The sequence below is a fragment of the Leptospira kmetyi serovar Malaysia str. Bejo-Iso9 genome (assembly GCF_000243735.2).
Taxonomy (GTDB): Bacteria; Spirochaetota; Leptospiria; order Leptospirales; family Leptospiraceae; genus Leptospira; species Leptospira kmetyi.
The window spans coordinates 917,013-937,007 of record NZ_AHMP02000003.1; the positions used below are offsets into that span (position 1 = coordinate 917,013).

A 19,995-nucleotide genomic window follows, 5' to 3' on the forward strand; every position below is an offset into this window, starting at 1 on the left:
TCTCTACAAGTCTTATACAGAAGGACTTGCCACTCCGCAAATTATCAAACGCCGGGATTCGAAGATCAAATCCATTATACTAATCTCATGGAAACGCAACACATCGATTCTCGTCTGTGGAAGGAAATTGGTAAATACAAAGCCGATCTTAAAAAAATCGAAGGTTACTTACAACAAGGCGCGGACGTCAATTGCAAGTCCGGAGAATTCGGAGGCAGAGAGGACTGGGATAATTCTCCACTTCATATCGCTGTGAACGCCGAACGACTCGACATCGTCGATTTACTTTTGGAACACGGAGCGAATATCAACGCAAAGAACAGAGAAGGTTATACGCCCATCTATAAAATTCCTTGGAAGCGAAAGGAAGGATTCGAACTCTTCCGATCTTTGCGGCAACGAGGAGCGGATCTTCACGCAAAAACCGACACAAACATTTCCTTAGTTCATTGTGCCGCGCTTGGGGAGAATCTTCCAATTCTTGAATATCTTTTAGAAAACGAACTTGAACTGAATCAACAAAACGATCACGGTGAAACTCCTTTGCATTGGACGGTCCATTATCATTGTTTTAAAAGCGCTCAATTCTTATTGAATCACGGAGCCGCGATCGACATACAAAATCGGGACGGGAGAACCGTTCTTCACGAAGCCTCCCAAAGAGAATATCAGAAACTCATAAAGTTATTTTTGGAATTCAAAGCGGACCGGGAACTTGCAGATGCAGAAGGTAAAAAAGCTCGCGATCTGGCGCAAAAGGAAAGAACGATTCTCTTGCTGGATAAGGGTCTTGTTCGGAACCATGATCCCGAGTTAAATTCGCTCGTTCAAAGTTTTTCAATCGATCAAAAAGAATCCTTGGATGCAATTCGAGTTGAGATCCGCGAACAATTGCAAAACGAATTCTCTCGAATCGATCGAAAGAATCTGATCGAATGCGTGGCCAAACCTCTCCTCGATCTAAAATCGGAATGGGAAGGCTCGTATCCGGACGCGTTAGTCGTCGTTTTCGAATGGGCGGGAAGCGCGCAGACGCCCTTCAGCGGTTACGCATTTCCAAGAGGATACACTCGCTTCGAAGTAACACAAAATTCCATCGTTTTCAGAGAAGAAACCGAAGACAAAACTTCGGATCAATCGTCCGAATTTTCAGAGGACGAGAATGACGACGACGAAGAAGAAAATCCGTTCGGCGATCCCGTCTTTGAGGACTACGAAAACGGAATCGAGTTTTCGGATGCGTTCGAAGGAATCGAAGAAATTTTAGATCGAACGGATCGAGACGAATACTGGATCGTAAAGAATCTTTATAATTCTTTCTTAGCGTTTCTATTGCAGGAAACATTTTCCCGGATTTTTGAACGCGATTCCTTTTGGTTTCTATTCGGTGTGGAACACGATCAAAAACCGTTTTTATTGTTTAAGTCGAATTGACGGAGAATTTTTGATGCAGATGAATCGATACGAGCTCGGCGAAGTCATCGCCGAAAGACAACTTCGAATTCAATTCGGAAAAGAAAAATACGAGATCACGATCCAAATCGGAAAACCGAAACCGCATCCGGAGCCCGATTTGAATTGGTACTGTCCCTTTCAAGTTCTTGGAGTTCCCTCGGAACAGATTGCTTCGAAAATTTTTACGGCCATAGGTTTCGATGCGTTAGACGCCATTCATCAAGCCTTTGTATGCGTCGGATTGTTTTTAAGTTCGTATCTTCAAAGGAAACATCCGGAACTCAAACGTTTGAGTCCCGGAGATCTGGACTTTCCTCAAGTAACAACGTCCAGACGAATTCGATGGGAAGAATTCCTTAAAAGGTTTCGAAAGAAAAAATTCACCGTAGAATGGAAAGTATCGTCCGTAGAATCCGAATCTTGGATCGGAAATTCGCCGTTTTAAAATCGAATTCTCATCGTTCAAACATCGCATTTCGTTTAACAATCCGAGCCGAACGATCTTTCGGAAACGGAGAACGCATCGAATTTAAAACGACTTCAAAATCTCATTGAAACTAAGACGCAACTTTCAACTGACTCAAAAATAATTGAATCATTTTCCGAAAATATTCCGCTTAAAAAAGGTCGAAAACGGCTCAAATCCAGGTTGGCAGAGGAGATTTTACCGGCGATTCTGGCATCAATGGCTGAACTCCTGGAAAAAAAACCTGCGACTCGTAAAAGAAGAGGCAAAAGCGGACTTAACGTATCGGCTGACGACATTTTTATTTTTCCGATTCCCGATTATACGTATAAGTTTTTGGAGAAGGTATGGTCTTCGTTCGTAAACAAGATCGTCGCCTTAACTTTTACCAACAACCAACCCATGTTCAACTATGCGGTTTTCGAAGCGATCCAAGATAAGAATCTCAAAATCGTAACCTCCTCCACTCATTTTAAAATGAAAGAGGTCGCGACTCGGATCGGACTGAAAGACATTCAAGAATTTATCAACCGCACTCTTCCCGTTTCCATTCAGGATGCGGACAATCTCTCCGCAAACTTTATTCGCGAAGCGATCATCGCCGTGGAAACCAAAAAACGTCCCGAGGTTGTTTTCAGCAGTCTCAAGGACGAAAAGATTCACCCGAACCTAAGACATCTTCTTTCGGGAACGATGAACTACGCCGCAGGAATTCCTCTTTTCGTAAAAGGAAATCCGATCGGAATGATCTGGGGAATCCGAAGAGACAGAATGACCGATGAACAAAGGGACGAGGTCCGGGAACAGTTGAGTTCTCTTTACGACGTCGTGGACTTCGTAGTCGCGCGCGAGATGGACAACAAAGCCGATCCATATATCGCAAAGAAGAATATAGAAAAAGCGGATCTTCATTCTTACGCAAAACATCTTTATTATACGAGAACGGGCGGCCAACAACATCCGGTGACCTCGATCATCTTCGATTGTCATACGTACAATTGTTCTTATCGACTCGATGCGAGTTATATCATTCCGTCTAGCAACGGTTTTTCGGTGAGTTTAAAACGATTCGAACCGGAAAAGACGAACGATACGGGAAAGATTCTTCTTTTGATCCCCGGGTTTTTCTGTCGCCGTTCGGTGATGGACAAGGTCGCTCGGGAGATGGCTCTCAAATACGGTTATAGAGTATTCTCCATGGATATGAGGGGTCGTTCGAGACAAACGCTTCCTTATAACGGAATCAAGGAAGGCTGGACGATCGACGATTTCATCCAAGAGGACTTCCCTGCGGTTTTGAACTGGATTCGGGAAAGTTTTCCCAAAGAAAAAATCGTAGTGATGGGTCACAGTATGGGCGGAATGATTCCTCGTTATTACGCCGCCGCGTACGAAACCTTTATCGCAAAGTATCCGCAAAGCAAGGTTCCGCTTCCCGATCCGAAAGAAGCGATCTCCGGAATCATTTCCGTAACTTCTCCGAACTTCGTATCAGTGGGAACGAACATTCCGGGAATGAACGCCATCAAAACCGGACTGAGTTTGTTGCCCGCAAAATCGATTTCGGATTTTATCTTCGACCTGACTACGTTCTCTCTTCAATCCACCCTTCCCACCGTGGATCTCAATAAATTCTTTAAGTTCTTGCTGGGTTTACATTCTTCCCTGAGAACCGTTTCTTTCGAACTGAGTACAAAAGTGGTGAACCTCAGAGACTTCGTGGGTTACAGACAAATTTCTCCGCCGGAATGGTATTTTCTAATCGAGGATATTTTCTGCGAAGAATCCACAAAAGTAATTCTGCAATTCATCCGTTCTCAGTTGAGCAAGGACCACGCGTTTTTCTCCTTCGACGGTTCGATCAATTACACCGAGTTGCAAAGAAATTTCCAACTGCCGATTTATTCCGTTTTAGGCACCTTGGATAAAATCGTTCCCGTGGATTCCGTTGAGGAAGAATTGAGAGCGCTTCCTTCCCCAAACAATCAAATTGTAAAGTTCGATCAGGGACATTTGGGAATTTTATTTCACATGCCTACGGTTCGGGAAATGTGCGCCGGTTTTCACGACTGGATTCAGAAACTGGATTGATTTCCTCGGTAAAGCATTTGACACCAAAGGTTTGCAAAGATAGCCTCCAAAGGGAATGGATCTTGTAGAAGCAAAAATTTCAGACATTTCCCTGACCAACGTTGGGTTCGCCGTTTTTCTAAAAACCAAGGATGATTCCGATTCCAGAGTGGTTCCGATTTTTATCGGTCCCTTGGAAACCCATTCCATTACTTCGGTTCTGGACGGAACCAAACCGCCGAGACCGATGACTCACGATTTGATGACGGTCCTTCTCACCACCTTAAACGTAAGCATCATTAAAATTTCGATCGAAGAAATCATAGACAACACCTTTTACGCGAAAATCACTCTTCGCAAGGACGAGGATGTAATCATTCTCGACGCGAGACCGAGCGATTCGATCGCCTTGGCGCTTCGTGCGAACGCTCCGATTTATCTCGCAAAAAAAGTGATCGAAGAAGCCGGAATCGAAATGAAGGACGAGGAGATTCCGGGAGAATCGATCGCGCGGGAAAAAATTTCCCAACTTCCGAAAACACAATTGGAAATTCTGCAGGAATCCTTGAACAACGCGCTCAAAACAGAGGATTACGAAACCGCCGCCAGAATCCGGGATCAGATCAAAAAGTTGATCGAGAATTCCTAATTTTCCTGATACAGTTCAAAAAAGAGACGACTTAGAACCGGCCCCGGTTCTACAATCATCGATCTAAATCATTTCGAAGATCGAAAGGAGAATCAGATTGGAAAAGTTATTGATGGATATTCTAAACGCGGGAATCGCCCTATTTCAAAACGGTGAAGGGAAGATCAAACAATCGCTCGGCGAATTAGATAAGATCTACCAAGAGCTGAGGGAAAAGGGAGAATCGAACCAAACCGACAAAGCCAATCAAGTTCGGGAACTTCTCAACAAAACCGTCCAAGACGCGTCGGATATTCTTTCCAAAGGCGGAGAAGGAAGACAACAAGCCCTTGCCAAACTTCAGGAGAATTTCATTCGTTTGTCCGCGGAGATCGAATCTTCCATCCCGGATCAGTTCAAGGCCGCGGCGAAGAATACACTCGACGAATTGAAACACCTCTTGAGTAAAAAACAATAACTCTCTTTTTCGAAAATGTTGAGACAAGGCAGGTGGCTTGAAAGACTATTGTCTTCAGGTCATTCTACCTCGCATGAATAAAATATCCTTCGTTCTTTTCTTTACCGTTTTTATAGACATGATGGGATTCTCCGTAATCTTTCCCATCTTCCCCGAAACGCTTAAAATCTTTCTCGCAAAATCGGGCGATCCAGTTCTCGACAAGTTTACGGACTTCACGAGAATTCTTATGGAAGCTTCTTCCGGAGATTGGTCCTTGTTCGTCGCTCTTTTCGGAGGAATCGTAGCGAGTCTTTATTCCCTGCTTCAATTTGCGTTCGCTCCCATTTGGGGAAGAATTTCGGATCGTGTCGGTAGAAAACCGGTTCTCGTTTTTACGAGCTTGGGAAGTTTTTTCGGCTATGCGGTTTGGCTTTTTTCGGGAAGTTTTTCTCTCTTCGTTTTTTCGAGAGTGATCACCGGAATGATGGGCGGAAATATTTCCGTTGCCTCGGCGGCGATGGCGGACATCACCAGCGAAAAGGATCGAGCCAAAGGAATGGGATTGATCGGAGCCGGCGTGGGTCTCGGTTTTATCGCAGGTCCTCCCACGGGCGGATTGTTTGCAAAGGCGGACTTGAGCTTTTTGGAACTTGCGTTTCCCGATCTTACGTTTACCGTATTTCCCGCTTCGGCGTTTGCGGCGGCCACGATCGCGCTTATAAATCTTCTCATGATCGTTTTCTGGTTTAAGGAAACGCTTCACGTAAACGATCGCACTTCTTCCGAAACGAAAAAAATCCATCCGATCATCGGAGTATTCACTTCCAAAAACAAGGAAGTCGTTTTGTATTCCCTTCTCTATTTCGTTTTCGTTTTCGCGTTTTCCGGTTTCGAGTTCTCGATCAATTTTTATCTGAGTCAATTCTTAAGTTACAGCCCAGCGGAAATCGGTTTCACTTTCGTTTATATAGGAATGATCATCGTTCTGATTCAGGGCGGCGTTTTTCGAAGACTTTCCGGAAAGGTTAAGGAAACGAGACTCGTTCGAGCGGGTTCGCTTTTTTTGATCGTGGGATTCTCTCTTCTTTATTTCGTATCGAATTCGTATCAGCTTTTTATCGCGTTGACCTTTTTGGCGTCCGGTAGCGCTCTGTTGCATCCTTCCCTTTCCACGTTAGTCTCTCTTGTATCCGGTAAGGAAGAACAGGGAACAAATCTGGGAATGTTCCGCAGCCTCGCGTCTTTGGGAAGAGGACTTGCGCCCTTCGCGTTCTGTTTGATTTATTTCAGCAAAGGTCCCGCGATTTCGTTCTTAACTTCGGGACTGATCTGTCTTTTGTTTTTACTGTTTATCTGGAAACTGAAACAACCCGGTCACGGACATTCCTGACAAAACCGAATTCGAAATCGACGATTCAACGTTAACAAGAACGTAAACGTAGAATCGTTTTCGTTGAAAGACAACTTGGACGACTTCGAATCGTTAAAGAATCGTCTTAAGCGCAGTGGACAATCTTTCGAAGTGAAGGGATTCTTCCAGTTTGCTTCCGTTTTCCAAACGAAGTAAGAACGTATCCCGAACCGAACCGGAATCGGTAACCGCCTTAAACGAAAGAATGTCGATCCCGTATAAAAACAAAAGTTGAGAAACCTCGAAGATGATCCCCGGTCTGTCCTTCATTCTTAGATCCATCACGGTACAATCGCTTCCGTGAGAATTGAATAGGAACAATTCGATCGGAGATCGATCCTTATTCTTCAGATATTCCGCCTTATCGGGAAAACGTTCCAGATAACTCAAAACGGAAACACCTTGGAAAAACATTTCCTTCAGATCCGAATGAATGATCTGAAGCATCTCGTCCGTCATCGGAAGATTTTCCACGTTTTTGACGATGAATATGTCGCTGATATAACCGTCCTGAGACGTTTCCGCGACGGCTTCCTCGATCGTCCAACCTCTTACAAAAAGCGCGGCCGTGACTCGGTAGATGATTCCGATCTCGTTGTTGGAGATATTGACCTTCAACGCATAGGAACCGTCTCTGGGAATACAAGAGATATGAACGGAAGATTCTGTAGATGTTTGGATCATTGCGGTTCCCTCGAATACATTCTGTTTATTTCTAAAGCATTCTCCCGTACATTTCAACCCGTACGGGAGCGCATACAATAAGAATGCAAGAAGTGTGCCGCCGATTAGAGCGCGAACTTTACGCCGACGTTGGCCGAATAAATCTTTTCGGAAACCATTCCTTCCACCAAAACTTTAAAGGTAAGAAGGTTCAACTCCACTCCTCCGATGAGATAGTTCATACTATCCTTCGCTCTTGCGTCCCCGTGCGTGCGGATCGAAAGAGTTCCGGTGGAAGTTGTGGAATATCCTTTTAAGAAATCATAGGGCAATCCGGCCGCAGCCGCGTCCAAGGTAAGTGCGAAGGGTCCGCTCACTGCAAGGCTCAAGTTTGAGGTTCCGGAATTCTGACTCATCCCCGCGCCGACAAACACCGTGAGAAAATAAAACAAACGAACCCCGGTGCGAATGTCGATCGGCAAGGATTCGGATTTGGATCTGTAACCCAAAGTGAAGTCTGCGTCCCAACGGCCGCTTGCAGGACCGAAGGCGATCTTAGGAATCGAAGTAGGAGAATAACCCATGTTCATCTCTTCGGTCTTACGATGAAAACCGATTCCCAAACTCAGTCCGGTAAAACCGAAAAAGTCCAAACGTGTATAACGTTCTTTGATGAGTTGAAAACGAACCGTAGCTCCGAAAGAATTATAAACGCCCGAGAATTTATACTGATCGGATTGATTGTTGAGACTTCTCAAATCTCCCTGATCGAGTTTGCCTTGAAACCCGTGGACATAGATGTTGATTCTATGCAGGAAACTTCTTCCCTGAGAATCCTTGTCGTCTTCCTTCTCTTTTTGATCCGCAGGTCCCTGCATCAAAAGCCAACCGAGATTGACTCCGGCCATCAGAGTCGGAGTGATCGAAGCGCCTCCGTTCGGAAGATTCGGAAGAGTTACGCCGGCGTATTGGATTTGAACGTCTTGGTTCTTAACACCGGCCGCGGAAGCTCCGGCTCCGATCTGGAAACGATTGATCGTTCCCGGACCCATCATGGAAGAATTGATCGTAGTCAACAAAGCCGCGTCGGACATGGACTTGACTACTTCGTTTAAGTATTTGGTTCGAATTTCGTTTTCCAGTCCGTTGAACTGGGAAGAAATATTGCTCGGAATGATCGCACAAGCCTTGCCCGTACAGGTGACTTGTGCCGTTAAAGAACCCGCCGGAACCGTCAGTCCGGCAATGGAAAGAATTAAAATAGGAAGAATTCTTCCTACAATTAAGTTGCGGCAGGTGTTCATCATTATCCCGTTTCATTCGACGGGAACTTTTGGAAATTTCTTTCAGAGTCCGAGGCTTCTGCCTATGATCTCTTTCATGATTTCCGTCGTTCCCGCGTAAATTGTCTGAATTCTCGCGTCCAGATACGCTCTGGCAATCGGATACTCCATCATATAACCATAACCGCCGAAGAACTGCAAACATTCATCCGTATGACGTTTTTGCATCTCCGTAGAATACCACTTCACCATCGATGCTTCCGCGGTATCCGATTTTCCGGCTAAGGTATTCAAAGTCACCTTATCTGCGAAAGTACGGCACATTTCAAGTTCGGTCGCCATCTCAGCCATCTTAAACTTGATATGCTGAAAGGATCCGATTTTTTTACCGAATGCCTGTCTTTCTTTGATGTATTGAAGGGTTATCTTCTGAACGAGAGCGGTAGCTTCCACGGCCGCAAGTCCGAGGACCAAACGTTCCGTAGCCAACTTCTGCATCAAATATCGAAAACCTTGTCCTTGTTTGCCGATCAGGTTTTCCTTCGGAACGATCACGTCGTTGTAATAAAGTTCCGAAGTGTCCTGCGCTTTCAGACCGAGCTTTTCGAGTCTTCTTCCTCTTTCAAAACCCTTCATTCCCTCTTCCACCATGAGGAGGGACATCGTGCCATTATCATGTTTAACAGCCGTGATCACTAAATTTGCCAACTGTCCGTTGGAAATGAACGTTTTTTGGCCGTTTACCACGTAGTGATCGCTCTTTTCCACGGCGGTCGTCCGGATTCCTTTGAGGTCCGAACCGGCGCCGGGTTCGGTCATCGCGATCGCGAGAATGCTATCCCCGCTCGCACAACCGGGCAACCAACGTTTTTTCTGAGCATCGTCCGCGTAAGACGAAATATACGGAGCGATCACGTCGTTGTGTAAGGAGATAAAGAATCCGCTGTTTCCCACTTTCGCGGATTCTTCTATTATGATTACATTATATAGAAAATCGGCATCGGATCCGCCGTATTCGGAAGGAATGTTCGGACAAAGTAAACCGCTTGCGCCCGCTTTTTTCCAAACTTCTTTCGGAACGATTCCTACTTTCTCCCAGGATTCGTGATGCGGCGCGACTTCCGTCTCGAAAAATTTTCTAGCCATTTCACGAAACGCTTCATGCTCTTCCGTGAATTGAAGAATTCTATCCATTCTAATCTCTCCCTGCGTCTACGAATAGACTGTGTTCATTCTCATGTAAACGCCGGGATTCTTCTTCACGTAATCGATCAGATCATTTTGCTGAATGGAATATAACTCCGTATCAACTTCAGCTCTAAACGTATAATTCGACACAAAGTTTTTGGAGATATTGTAAATCTCTCCAACGAAGTCCCCGTCTGTTAGTTCGGCTAATAAATTACCGTTCTGATAGACGTTTACTTTTCCATTGCGAATGATATAGGCGTCACCGTAAAATTCTTTTTCTTTCACAAGGATTGAACCTGCGTTCACTTTATGAAGAATCATGATCAATTCCAACTGAGTAATCTGATGACTTGTCAGTCCACGGAAATGTCTGGATTCCGCCAAAGCCTTCCATGAATTGGAATCTCGAATTTCGTTAAGCCTTGTTAGGTTATTTTTTAGATCCGAATTACGAATGAATTGTAAAAACTTATTTTTTTCGATCGTTAACGCAAGCACGTCCGTCTCCGCGTATACGTCCGCCGCGCGTGGAAGATCCAATACGAGAGAAGCCTCGCCGAAATATTCGTAGGTTCCGTATCGTTTGATCGGACCTTCTCCGTCTTGTTTGAGTCCTTCGAACTTTACGTTTCCGGATGCGATGATATAAAACTTATCTCCCGGAGTTCCTTTGCGGATGATCTGATCTCCGCGTTTGTATCGTTCTTCGTTTACGATGAGTAAGAATTCTTTTGCCTTTTCGATCGGAAATCCGTGGAAGATATCGATCTGGGTCATCACGTCGAGAAGGTTGTATGCCTCGATGTGTTTCGGCGGAGTGATCTCGGGATACAAAGTGTTTTCGATTCCGAAACGAGCGAGTTTGAGTTTGGTTCCCGCAGGCATATCCTTTCTTGCGATATGATAGACGGTGATTTTTTCCTGAATGTCTTCGGGCAAAGAAGCGAGATAACTCACGCGCGTATGCAAGGGAGGAATCCCCGCTTCGTGATAGATGATTCTTCTTTCCCAAGGAAACTCTTTGAAGAACTTCCAACGAGATTCGGGAAGAATCCCCGCGGAATACATCTTATCGTGGATTTCCGGTTCGTTCAAATGATCCGACGTATAGATAAAAGACTGGTCTTGGAAAAAGAATTCGAATCCGACGGATGGAATCGAATGAAGCGCATAATGAAAGTTGAATTCTCCGCCGTTGATCATCGTCGCTTTTCCGATGATGATCGGCTGGAAGTGGAAGAGTTCCTGCAATTCTTTCTTATGAATTTTCGTAAGCGCGGAATACTTTCGTAAGAAGCTGTCCATCACGGTTTCGGTCGCGTGAATCGTGATCTTATTTTCCTCGAGAATTTTCTGAAAGGTTCCCGCGTCGTGATCCGCGTGACAGTGTGTTAAGATGACGTGGTTGATGAGTTTCGGGTTTACGTTCGATTGACGGAGCCACTCGGTCGAGTTAACCGGAGGATCGACCATGATCCCCTGGTGGTTCAACCAGATGATAAAGCCGGACGTGTTGTCTTCCGGATCGAATCCATGAGAAGGTCCGAGGCAGGTAATTCCTATGATCGGAGCTTGAAACGGTTCGGTCGGTCTTTCCCCGATATCGTATTTGATGTTGAATCCGACTTCTCCGGGAACTTCGATCTTTCTTTCTCCGTCTTGGATGAGAAAGTCCCCGCTTTCCAATTTATGAATGATTACATTTCCGTAATATACTTTATTTTCGGCGTCGAACACCTTAAAGTCCACTACGTCTTCGAGTCCTTTGTATCCTCGAAAGTAAGCCATCTCCGCTTTCATATCGGGAAAGCCGAAGGATTCTTCCCCGTTTAAATACTCGCTCTTGAGATTGATGTTGTCCGGTCCCATGAGGGACTCTCTGAGTACGGTGATGAGCTGAACCCTTTGTTCTTCCGTACAAACGATGAACGTTTTTTTCTGTCTTAAAAAGAAGTTATAATAGATCGGGAATTCCAACTCAGCGGTGCTGATTCCCTTTTCGACATGAAAGAATTTGTTGGGAAGAATAAAGACCAACGGGGTTTTTTTTTCGAACCCCATTGTGTCTTTGATCGTTTCCGGTGGAGAGCCGATTTGAAGGTATCCCTCGGTGGTATCGATGAGATACCCTCCTCTAGGCAATTCCGTATAACCTTTGTATGTTTCTTTCAGCATAGTACGTAAATGGAGAAAAAAGAATTATTTATGTCTTTCGATAAAATTCTTAATTTGCGCTTTCGGAAGAGCTCCGATCACTTTATCCACAAGTTGTCCGTCTTTGTATAGTAGCAGTGTCGGGATGGAAGAAATTCCTAAGCTCTGAGCGGTATCTTGATTATCATCCACGTTCAGTTTTTTGATTTTTACGGTCCCGTCCAATTCTCCGGATAACTCTTCGAGAACGGGAGCTACCATTCTACAAGGGCCGCACCACTCCGCCCAGCAATCGATGAGAACCAATCCTCCGGATGTCTCGCTCTTAAAATTTGAATCGTTGACTTCTGCCAATGCCATCTTTGATTCAGTCTCCTTTTTTCCTATAATATATATCAGACTCGTTCGGTCTATTTTTTCTTTTTCTTTTTCTCTTTATCCGCTTCTAATGATTCGACTTTCTCTTTGAGAGATTCGATCAATGTTTTTGTCTTCTCCAAGTCGTCGGTTTCACCCGTCGTCTGGAGAATTTTGCGGTTTACCTCGAGCATGGATATGGATTTTTTCAAATCCCCGGCGTCCTGAGTGGAAAGATCGAACTTGGCGCGGTATTCTTGAGCGGCATAGTTACACAATTCGAGAATCAAATTAAAGTGTTCCTGTCGGATATAATAGTGCGGATTCTCTAAATCCCTTTCTTTTTCAAACGCTCGGAAATCAAAAACATTCTTACAAAGCACCGCGATCTTAAAATGAATCTCGGGGAAACTCCATTTCCATTTGCTGTTTGTTCCGAACGCGTCTATCGTTTTGTTAGTTACTTGACGAATCGCTTTTACAAAATTCAGCCTTTGAACCGGGGTAAATTCGGGAATTTTCGCGAGAAGGTCCTTATTTTCCGCCAGACTTCCCTCGAAATCGGCGCCCACGATTTTCTCCATCACGGAGATCGCGTTGTAAATTTCTTTCCTCCCCGTGTTTAAGTAGGTGTCACTTTTGATGTCCAAGATGGCGACACTCAAGTCGTTGACCAAAAGACAGGTATTGATCGTCTTGATCGCGTTTATGGACAACGCGATTTGATAGTAAGGTTCCAACTTGGGAACCTTCTTCAACTGGGACTTAAATAGGTTACTTTCCTTTTTGAGATCGTCCAAGTAGACCTTGAAGTCCGTCAGTTTTTCCGTGAATTCCTGTTTTTGCTCTTTGGTTAATGCCATACTAAAACCAGTCTTTTTCCCAACCTGTTATACTTATCAGTATCGGTAATTTCCAAAGTAGTTCCAAGGATAATAACCGTTCGGAAGGATCCCATTTTCAGGGAAATTTCTTCCTTTCTTTAGGCGGAACAAGATTCCATTTTTCCCAAACTTAGGCTTGGGTATTGATGATTCCTCCCGAAGAGGAAATCGGGTCCGCTACGGGGATTCCCTCGGGTTTCTCCGTATTTCCCGGGGTTGTGTTCGTTCCGGCCGTCGGAGAATCCGGCACCGACGCGATTTCGGGATGCATCGCTCCCGAAGAGGAGCTGAGCGAAGAAATTTCCATAAAGAGTAGCTTTTCCATTCTTTCCCAAAAAAAGAAACCGTTTTCCGTTTCAGAACGATCGTTTCGTTCCTGGACCCGAAACGAAAGTCCCTACTTACTATTTGACAGATAAATGCAAAGGGAAAGTCTAACAATCAGGCTTTGCTTAAAAGCGGTTTTTGAGGTAATACTATGTTTGCACCACTGGCAGTCTTCGGATCCTTAGGCTGGACTGAAATTCTTCTCATTCTTTTTATCGCCCTTTTACTTTTCGGAGGAAAAAGATTACCTTCCCTCGCAAAAGATCTGGGAGACGGAATCCGTTCCTTCCGCAAATCCTTAACGGGAGAATCCGACGAGCCTTCCCAACAAATCAGCCAAGACCAATCCGTACCGAAGGAAGAATCTCAGGCAAAGGCTTCCAAATCCAAAAAATCCAAATCCGCCTGATCACACCGCTGAATGGCCGGTAAAAAAAAGCCGCATACAACTTCCCTACCCAACCCGGAACCCTCGAGAGAATCTCTCTCTCGGGAGAGAGAAAAGTATATGACCTTGGGGGATCATCTCGAAGAACTTCGGATGGTTCTCATTCGGTCCCTTCTCGTTGTCGCGGTGATCATGGGAATTTCCTTGTTCTTCGGAGAAGAGATTCATAAGATTCTCGCGCAACCGTATAAGAACGTTCTCGGTCCGCAAGCGACCTTCTATCAGATCAAACTGATGGCTCCGTTTATGATCTATCTGAAGAGTTCGTTTATGATCTCGATTCTGTTGGGTCTTCCTTTCGTTCTTTTTTTTCTTTGGGGTTTTATTTCCCCGGCGCTTGACCCGAAGACGGATCGTTACGGTAAATTCTTAATTCTTTTCAGCACGCTTTTGTTTTGGTTCGGAGTTTGGCTTTGTTGGACGGAAGCGTTCGAGAATCTTTTGAGAATCTTTCTGGTCAACTTTCGTCCGCCCGATATCGAATCCAGACTTCCGATCGACGAGTACTACGAAATTTTTTTCAACATCCATTTGATTTTCGGTTTATCTTTTCAGCTTCCTATTGTACTCATTCTTCTTGGCAGTTTAGGAATCGTCCGTTCTTCTTTCCTGCTTTCCAAATGGAGGGAGGCGATCATCGTCCTTGCGATCGCGGCCGCGGTTCTTTCTCCGGGACCGGATTTGATTTCGATGCTGTTCTTATTCGTTCCATTGACGATCCTGTTTGCGGTTTCGATCGTTCTTATGAAGGTGATAGAGAGAGAATAAATTGTTAAACAAAATTCCTTCCAAACTGAAATTACCGATCGCCGTTTTCGTTCTCAGCTTTTTGTTCTTTTTGGTTTATACGGTAGCGGACGACATCATTCTCAAATCGCCTTTAGGTCAGGAGAAAGCGGTTTCTCTTTCCATTCGTCTCGCGCTTTCGATTTCGTTTTCCACGCTTTTGGCGTCTCTCGTCTTCTATTCGGTAAAACTAATATACGCTTCGATGCGTTCTCTCGTCACCTTGGTCCAAGACTGGGGAAGCGACGTCTACGAGGAACATCCGGTCGCGGAAAGAGACGATGAGATCGGAGAACTCGTCCGTGCGTTCCGTTTGAAATTCTTTCAACAAAAGGAAATGGACGACGAACCCGCACAAGAAGCGTTAGGCGAAAGAGCGAGAGAAATCGCGGACTCCGTGCAAAGAGCTTTTTATAGAATCCAACTTCCCAAAATCCGCAACTTGGACGTTTCCCTTTTCCCGAGAATGAGCGGAGATTCTATATGCGATTTCGTGAATGTAATTCCGAGCGCGGACGGTTGTGTGGGAATTCTCGCGGGTTTTCCGACTCCGGGCGTTTTGGAATCCGCGTTTAAGGCGAGGCTCGAAGGAATTTTTTCCTTAGCGAACGAAACGAGCGGGCTCCGCGGGGAAGAATTGGTCTTTAAGATCGGTAAAATTCTTTCCAAGATGCCGATTCCGTTTTTAAACCTTTCCCTCTTTTATCTCGAAACCAAAACCGGAGAACTCGGTTACGTTCACTTTCAGGAGCTCCCGGCCTTCGTTTATAAAAACGAAACGTTAAACGCATTGGAAAAAACGAAGGTTCGTTATTTCGATTATAAGGCGGTCGAGTTGGATCTGAAAAAGACGGTTTTGAAAACGGGAGAATACTGGATCTTGGCTTCGGATCGGATTTACTCCGCGATCGGAATTCCTTCTTCGGAATTCACGAAACAATTTCAAACCGCTCTTGCCGGTAAGAATTTTCAAAATTCCAGAGATTTGGTTTTGGACTGCGGAAGAATCATCGAAAAACGATACGGAAAGAACGTCCTCGAATCCTCTGCGCTTCTTGCGGTTACGCGTAAATAAAGAAACAATCCCTAGCCGCCGCGGGGATCTCTGCGGTTTCGTGAAAGCAAACAAACAATCAAATCCGCAATCGCAAAATGTGCGTTTTGTGTTCCTTTGAAAATCTTAAACTGCAACGATCGTTTTGAAATAAAAAACCCGAACGAGATATTGCGTTCGGGTCTTCATTGTTCAACGAACTTTAGAAAATTAGAATTCTTTAAAGTTACTTCCTACCGAGTTACCGAGAACCCCAACCTTGGACCAGGATCGGACCGAACGCGGTCACGATCAAAGTCAAAAAGAGAACGATAATCGGAACGATCACTCTTTCGTATCTCGCAAAAAAACTCGCGTGATGCACTTCGGGTTCTTTTTCCAGATATTCCCGCACGACGTGTTTCGTCAAAAGATGATTGAGCGCGACCGGCGGAGTCAGATAACCCAACTCGAAAGAAACGAGGGCGGTCATCCAAAAATTCAACGGATGAATTCCGTTCGCCTTTGCGATCGGATACAACGTCACCGAAACCAAAATCACGGCCCCGTACGGATCCATAAGCATTCCGATAATCACGAGCGCGATCGTCAAAATGATCATCGCGGATAAGGGAGAACCGAGCTGAGTAGGAAATAGATTTATAATATTCGAACGTTCGAATACTCCTCCCATACAAGCGGAAAGTCCCATGAGCATCAAAAGCGCGCCCAAGTGAGAACCCGTATCATACGAGGTTCTGGAAATTTTAACGACGTCCCTTGCGCCCGAAGCAGGATGATGTTCCTTCTGACTTTGTTTGTGATCCCAGTAGATCAGAGCGAGCATCGCGATCGGCAGCATATACGGAGCCGTATGTTCGTCGAAATGAGTATTTAAACCGAAAACGAGAAAACCGACGATCACCACCGCGATCAGAATGTACAAACTGAACGGTTTAAACACGGACCAAGTCGTTTTCAGCGCGTCTTGTTCGGGTTGAATCTTCCAAGAATCCTTTCTCAAAAACCAACTCACAACCAAGAACAGAGTCGTCGAAACCGCAAAAACCCTCCAACCCCAGTAAAAAAGTTCGTCCGTGGTCACGTCGAGGTTCAAAGATGCGACGATCACCACCAAAAGACAAGGAGGCAAAACGACTCCCAAACTTCCGCTCATCGCGGTTGCGGCTAACGCTCTTTCCTGAGTGGCCCCCGCTCTTCTGAGTTCCACAAAGATCGTCGCTCCGAGCGCAAGAACCACGATTCCGGACGCTCCGCTGTAAGCGGTGGGAAGAGCCGCGGCGATCACCACGATCACGGCCAAAAGTTCGGCGGGAAGTTTCCAAGGTTTTAAAAGATCAAAGAATCTTCTTCCCAAAGAAGTGTCTCTGAGGAGAATCCCCGTCCAAACATACAAACCGATCTGGATATAAAGCGTAGCGTGCGCGGTCAACTTTTGAAGATAGATCGCAAGTCCGGCCGGATGATATTCGATCAGCGTGAAATAAATTCCGCAGACGGTCGCCATCCAACAATACAAAGGAATCGCCAGAAGAATTTCGGAAATTCTGCTTTTTTCCTGATCCTTCGGAATATGAGTAAATTCTGAATTTCGAATATTATAAAGATTCAAAGCGCTCAAAAAGAGAAGTCCCACGATCCAAAGAATCTGAATCTGCGCGTCCACACCCTTGCTGAACGGAAGCATAGAAGCCGCCGAAAAAATCAGGATTCCGTTCGCAAAAATCTGACTCAACTCCGAGGCCAATTCCTCTTTTTTGTTTTCCGGATTTTTTAGGGCGATATGATATCGTCTCGTTGTGGAAACGATTCCCGCGACGAGAAGCAAAACGACCATCGTCATCGGAATATAATCGATGGCGAAGATCGTGATCGAGGAAAGTTTTCGTTCCGTTCCACAATACAACTTTTGTCCGAGGCTGAGTTCCATCGGAGGAAGAACGGAGGAAGCGGCCGTATTGGTCGCCTCTTCCTTTTTCGGAGTCGTTTTGGATTTGGAAGGAGAATCCGTTCCCAGATCCAATTCTTCCAAAAGAGCGGAATCGGACGCGCTTACTTCGACCTTCTGCAAGGAATTGATTTCGGATGCGATACAATGAATCCGAATCTCCGCATAACGCGGCCAGATGGATTCTCCAAGCTCGAGCATACGAGCCTGGACCAACTGACCGAAACTTTGAATTAAGGGAACAAAAAGAAAGAGCAGTACTGCCCAGGATACGATTTTCTTAGCCATGTCTTCCTAATTTATTCTAAGGAGTCCGAACATTCTTCCGCGGCGGCGTCCGCTTTACAACGAACCCCTTTCATCAGTTTCAGGATGGATGCGTGATACACTCCCTTATCTCTGAGTTTAATGCGAACTTCTCTGAACTTTTCGAAATAACCTTTGACCTCGTCTTTGGGGACTTCGAGCCAATACTTAGCGGGAACTTCCTTTTCTGCCTTGCGGGTCAACTCAAGCATCGTGTCGAACTGAGTTGCGGCCCATTGTCTGGATTGATTTCCGTAGTCCGCGGGAAAATCGGAGGTTTTACCCACGATTTGAAACGTAAGTTGTCCGATCGGAAACTTTACGATTCCACCGTTAGGCACAACACCCTTCATCAATTCGAGAGGTTTAAAACCGACCGCAGGAGAATAACATGCGTCCGCGCGTCCGTTGTTGAAGATTCCCGCAAAGGTCGCGATCTCCGCCGGAACCATGGAAGAACCGACGACGTCCACCATCGTAGTCGCGGCTTGGTCGTAGGTCAAAGTCGCGATCTTTTTACCCGCCAGATCCTTGATCGAACGAAGATTTTTATCTCTCAAAAGAAGATACACCGCACCGCCGGGAAACATCGCCATCGTTTCGTATTCTCCGGCGACGTTCAACTGACGCGCTTTCGGATTTGCGAGAACGTCGATCGTTCTTCTCAAAAGATCATACGAAGGAAGAGCTCCGATCGCTTCGAGAGAACCGGATTGAGGAACGTAACTGCGAACTCTCAAGCTCGTAAGAAGCGCAAGATTGCACTTACCCGCTTTAAAGTCGGAGTTTGCGACGACCTCGTCCGTATAAGCCTTCGGCTCGAGACGGATTCCCCAATTGAGGGCCTGAGCCTGATAACGAAGAGCAGACTTAAAAATATCTCCGTGTGTTCCGGATGGATCGAAAACGCAGATCGTTTTGTTGATTGGATCTGCCGCGAAAAGCGAAGACGACAAAGTCAACGCCAGTACGGTTAGAATTTGGAAACGGATTCCTTTCATGGATATTCTCCTTACAATTGAATTCTTATTTAGAATGACTTTGAATCAAAGACCTTTGAGAAGATCGTCGTCTTCCTTCGTGTCGCGTTTGCCTTGCGGAAAACTTCCGAGAAGAAGCGGTCCTCTGTGACCTTTTTCTTTGGTCCAAATCTTATCGGACTCGTGTCTGGAAAGTTGTTCCGCGTACGATTCCAAAAGTTGATAGGCGGGATTGCTCTGACCTTTTTCCAAAATCTTCGCGTGTTCCATCACGGCCTTTTTGATCGCTTCTTGATTTCCTCTTCCGGCTAACGCTTGGATTTGAAACGCGCGGGAAAGACTGACCCCGGCTTTGTCGCCGATCGCAACCGCACGATCGAGTTGTTGAAAAGGATCTTTGCCTGCTGGAGTCGCGCCCGGAATCGAAAGCCAGATGATCGCTTCGAGTGCGATCGGAACTCCCCACCATTCGTCCGGATTCAAACACTTGGAAGCGTTGGAAACGAGAGAAGGAATATCGGTGGGCACGTTAGCCACACCTTGCGCCGCACGGTCGTGCAGAATCGCGAGAAGACTAGCGGATAAACCGATGAGATAATAGAACTGATCGTCCTTGGAAAGAGAAGGACATTTGCCGTTCCATTCTCCGAAGTAAAGAATGAAACGTTTGTAAGCCTCGCCGTATCGTTTTGCGGCGAGCCCGTGATTTCGAATTTCAACCGCTTGGTGATCGGTCGCCTCTTCTCCCTTTCCTTTTCGAACCGCGGCGAGATAACGGAGTTCCGCTTCTTGCGCCTGTCTTTCCGCGCACATTCCGGCTCCGAGCATAGAAACCATAACGGGGAGATCGGGACGAGGACTGACCCTTTCAAAAGAGGCGATCAAAGGCGCCAAACTCACGCCCGCGTTGCAAACGGAATCCAAATCCTTCGATTCCAGCATAAACGGGATTAGGTGGTCGTCCGCATACGAAGAAATGGTTCTTCCGGTGACGTTATAGACCAAGGAACAGGAGACTGTGTTTATTGTAACAATCGTTACAAATAAAAGAAAACCAAACCGCAACTTTCGATTTCTCATTTCGGGTACATTTATCGCTTAAGAGATTTTGATGAAACTTAATC

At 45.6% G+C, this 19,995-nt stretch carries 19 protein-coding genes; 9 read left to right on the forward strand and 10 right to left on the reverse strand.

Going from position 1 to position 19,995, the window contains the following annotated elements:
• Positions 1-87 precede the first annotated feature (87 nt).
• The 6 genes from LEP1GSC052_RS06675 (at position 88) to LEP1GSC052_RS06700 (ending at position 6,469) form a co-directional block, all read left to right on the forward strand.
• A complete protein-coding gene (locus LEP1GSC052_RS06675) occupies positions 88-1,434 on the forward strand; it encodes an ankyrin repeat domain-containing protein (protein WP_010575025.1) in 1,347 nt (448 codons plus the stop codon).
• Positions 1,435-1,453: 19 nt separating this feature from the next.
• Positions 1,454-1,900 (forward strand): DUF6968 family protein, encoded by a 447-nt coding sequence (locus LEP1GSC052_RS06680; protein WP_040913332.1) that lies wholly within the window; start codon positions 1,454-1,456, stop codon positions 1,898-1,900.
• A 240-nt stretch (positions 1,901-2,140) separates the two neighbouring features.
• The gene (locus LEP1GSC052_RS06685; RefSeq protein ID WP_020986108.1) at positions 2,141-4,012 is read left to right on the forward strand and encodes an alpha/beta hydrolase; all 1,872 of its coding nucleotides are present in this window, start codon (positions 2,141-2,143) and stop codon (positions 4,010-4,012) included.
• A 55-nt stretch (positions 4,013-4,067) separates the two neighbouring features.
• Positions 4,068-4,640, forward strand: a complete 573-nt coding sequence (locus LEP1GSC052_RS06690) for a bifunctional nuclease family protein (RefSeq protein WP_010575028.1) — start codon at positions 4,068-4,070, stop codon at positions 4,638-4,640.
• A 97-nt stretch (positions 4,641-4,737) separates the two neighbouring features.
• On the forward strand, positions 4,738-5,097 hold the full coding sequence (locus LEP1GSC052_RS06695) for a phasin-related domain-containing protein (protein ID WP_010575029.1): 360 nt from the start codon (positions 4,738-4,740) through the stop codon (positions 5,095-5,097).
• A 73-nt stretch (positions 5,098-5,170) separates the two neighbouring features.
• Positions 5,171-6,469 (forward strand): MFS transporter, encoded by a 1,299-nt coding sequence (locus tag LEP1GSC052_RS06700; RefSeq protein ID WP_020985730.1) that lies wholly within the window; start codon positions 5,171-5,173, stop codon positions 6,467-6,469.
• A gap of 93 nt (positions 6,470-6,562) precedes the next feature.
• Here the strand turns inward: LEP1GSC052_RS06700 and LEP1GSC052_RS06705 are convergent, their stop codons facing one another.
• The 7 genes from LEP1GSC052_RS06705 to LEP1GSC052_RS21215 form a co-directional block, all read right to left on the reverse strand.
• Positions 6,563-7,174 carry a hypothetical protein gene (locus LEP1GSC052_RS06705; RefSeq protein WP_010575031.1) on the reverse strand — a complete coding sequence of 204 codons (612 nt, stop codon included), beginning with the start codon at positions 7,172-7,174 and terminating at the stop codon, positions 6,563-6,565.
• Between the two features lie 104 nt (positions 7,175-7,278).
• On the reverse strand, positions 7,279-8,460 hold the full coding sequence (locus LEP1GSC052_RS06710; protein WP_010575032.1) for an Lsa36 family surface (lipo)protein: 1,182 nt from the start codon (positions 8,458-8,460) through the stop codon (positions 7,279-7,281).
• Positions 8,461-8,499: 39 nt separating this feature from the next.
• Positions 8,500-9,630 (reverse strand): acyl-CoA dehydrogenase family protein, encoded by a 1,131-nt coding sequence (locus tag LEP1GSC052_RS06715; RefSeq protein ID WP_010575033.1) that lies wholly within the window; start codon positions 9,628-9,630, stop codon positions 8,500-8,502.
• Between the two features lie 18 nt (positions 9,631-9,648).
• Positions 9,649-11,802 carry a cAMP/cGMP-dependent 3',5'-cyclic-AMP/GMP phosphodiesterase gene (locus LEP1GSC052_RS06720; RefSeq protein ID WP_020985887.1) on the reverse strand — a complete coding sequence of 718 codons (2,154 nt, stop codon included), beginning with the start codon at positions 11,800-11,802 and terminating at the stop codon, positions 9,649-9,651.
• Between the two features lie 24 nt (positions 11,803-11,826).
• Positions 11,827-12,141: a thioredoxin gene (gene trxA / locus LEP1GSC052_RS06725; protein WP_010575035.1), complete on the reverse strand. Its 315-nt coding sequence runs from the start codon at positions 12,139-12,141 to the stop codon at positions 11,827-11,829.
• A 50-nt stretch (positions 12,142-12,191) separates the two neighbouring features.
• Positions 12,192-13,001: a hypothetical protein gene (locus tag LEP1GSC052_RS06730; protein ID WP_010575036.1), complete on the reverse strand. Its 810-nt coding sequence runs from the start codon at positions 12,999-13,001 to the stop codon at positions 12,192-12,194.
• 151 nt (positions 13,002-13,152) lie between these two features.
• Positions 13,153-13,347 (reverse strand): hypothetical protein, encoded by a 195-nt coding sequence (locus LEP1GSC052_RS21215; RefSeq protein ID WP_125184772.1) that lies wholly within the window; start codon positions 13,345-13,347, stop codon positions 13,153-13,155.
• 153 nt (positions 13,348-13,500) lie between these two features.
• Between LEP1GSC052_RS21215 and LEP1GSC052_RS06740 the strand changes: the two genes are divergently transcribed.
• From LEP1GSC052_RS06740 to rktP, 3 genes are read left to right on the forward strand one after another with little or no spacing between them, the layout of a single operon-like run.
• Positions 13,501-13,758 (forward strand): Sec-independent protein translocase subunit TatA/TatB, encoded by a 258-nt coding sequence (locus LEP1GSC052_RS06740; protein ID WP_010575038.1) that lies wholly within the window; start codon positions 13,501-13,503, stop codon positions 13,756-13,758.
• Positions 13,759-13,770: 12 nt separating this feature from the next.
• Positions 13,771-14,565 (forward strand): twin-arginine translocase subunit TatC, encoded by a 795-nt coding sequence (gene tatC / locus LEP1GSC052_RS06745; protein ID WP_020986080.1) that lies wholly within the window; start codon positions 13,771-13,773, stop codon positions 14,563-14,565.
• A 1-nt stretch (position 14,566) separates the two neighbouring features.
• Entirely contained in the window at positions 14,567-15,658 is a 1,092-nt protein-coding gene (gene rktP / locus LEP1GSC052_RS06750; protein WP_010575039.1) for an Arg-Lys translocation region protein phosphatase RktP, read from the forward strand.
• 220 nt (positions 15,659-15,878) lie between these two features.
• Here the strand turns inward: rktP and LEP1GSC052_RS06755 are convergent, their stop codons facing one another.
• Genes LEP1GSC052_RS06755 through LEP1GSC052_RS06765 form a run of 3 tightly spaced genes read right to left on the reverse strand, consistent with a single transcriptional unit; the run spans position 15,879 to position 19,813 of the window.
• Positions 15,879-17,873: a TRAP transporter large permease subunit gene (locus tag LEP1GSC052_RS06755; protein ID WP_010575040.1), complete on the reverse strand. Its 1,995-nt coding sequence runs from the start codon at positions 17,871-17,873 to the stop codon at positions 15,879-15,881.
• Positions 17,874-17,884: 11 nt separating this feature from the next.
• A complete protein-coding gene (locus LEP1GSC052_RS06760; RefSeq protein WP_010575041.1) occupies positions 17,885-18,892 on the reverse strand; it encodes a putative solute-binding protein in 1,008 nt (335 codons plus the stop codon).
• A 45-nt stretch (positions 18,893-18,937) separates the two neighbouring features.
• Positions 18,938-19,813 (reverse strand): hypothetical protein, encoded by an 876-nt coding sequence (locus LEP1GSC052_RS06765; protein ID WP_020986837.1) that lies wholly within the window; start codon positions 19,811-19,813, stop codon positions 18,938-18,940.
• Positions 19,814-19,995 lie beyond the last annotated feature (182 nt).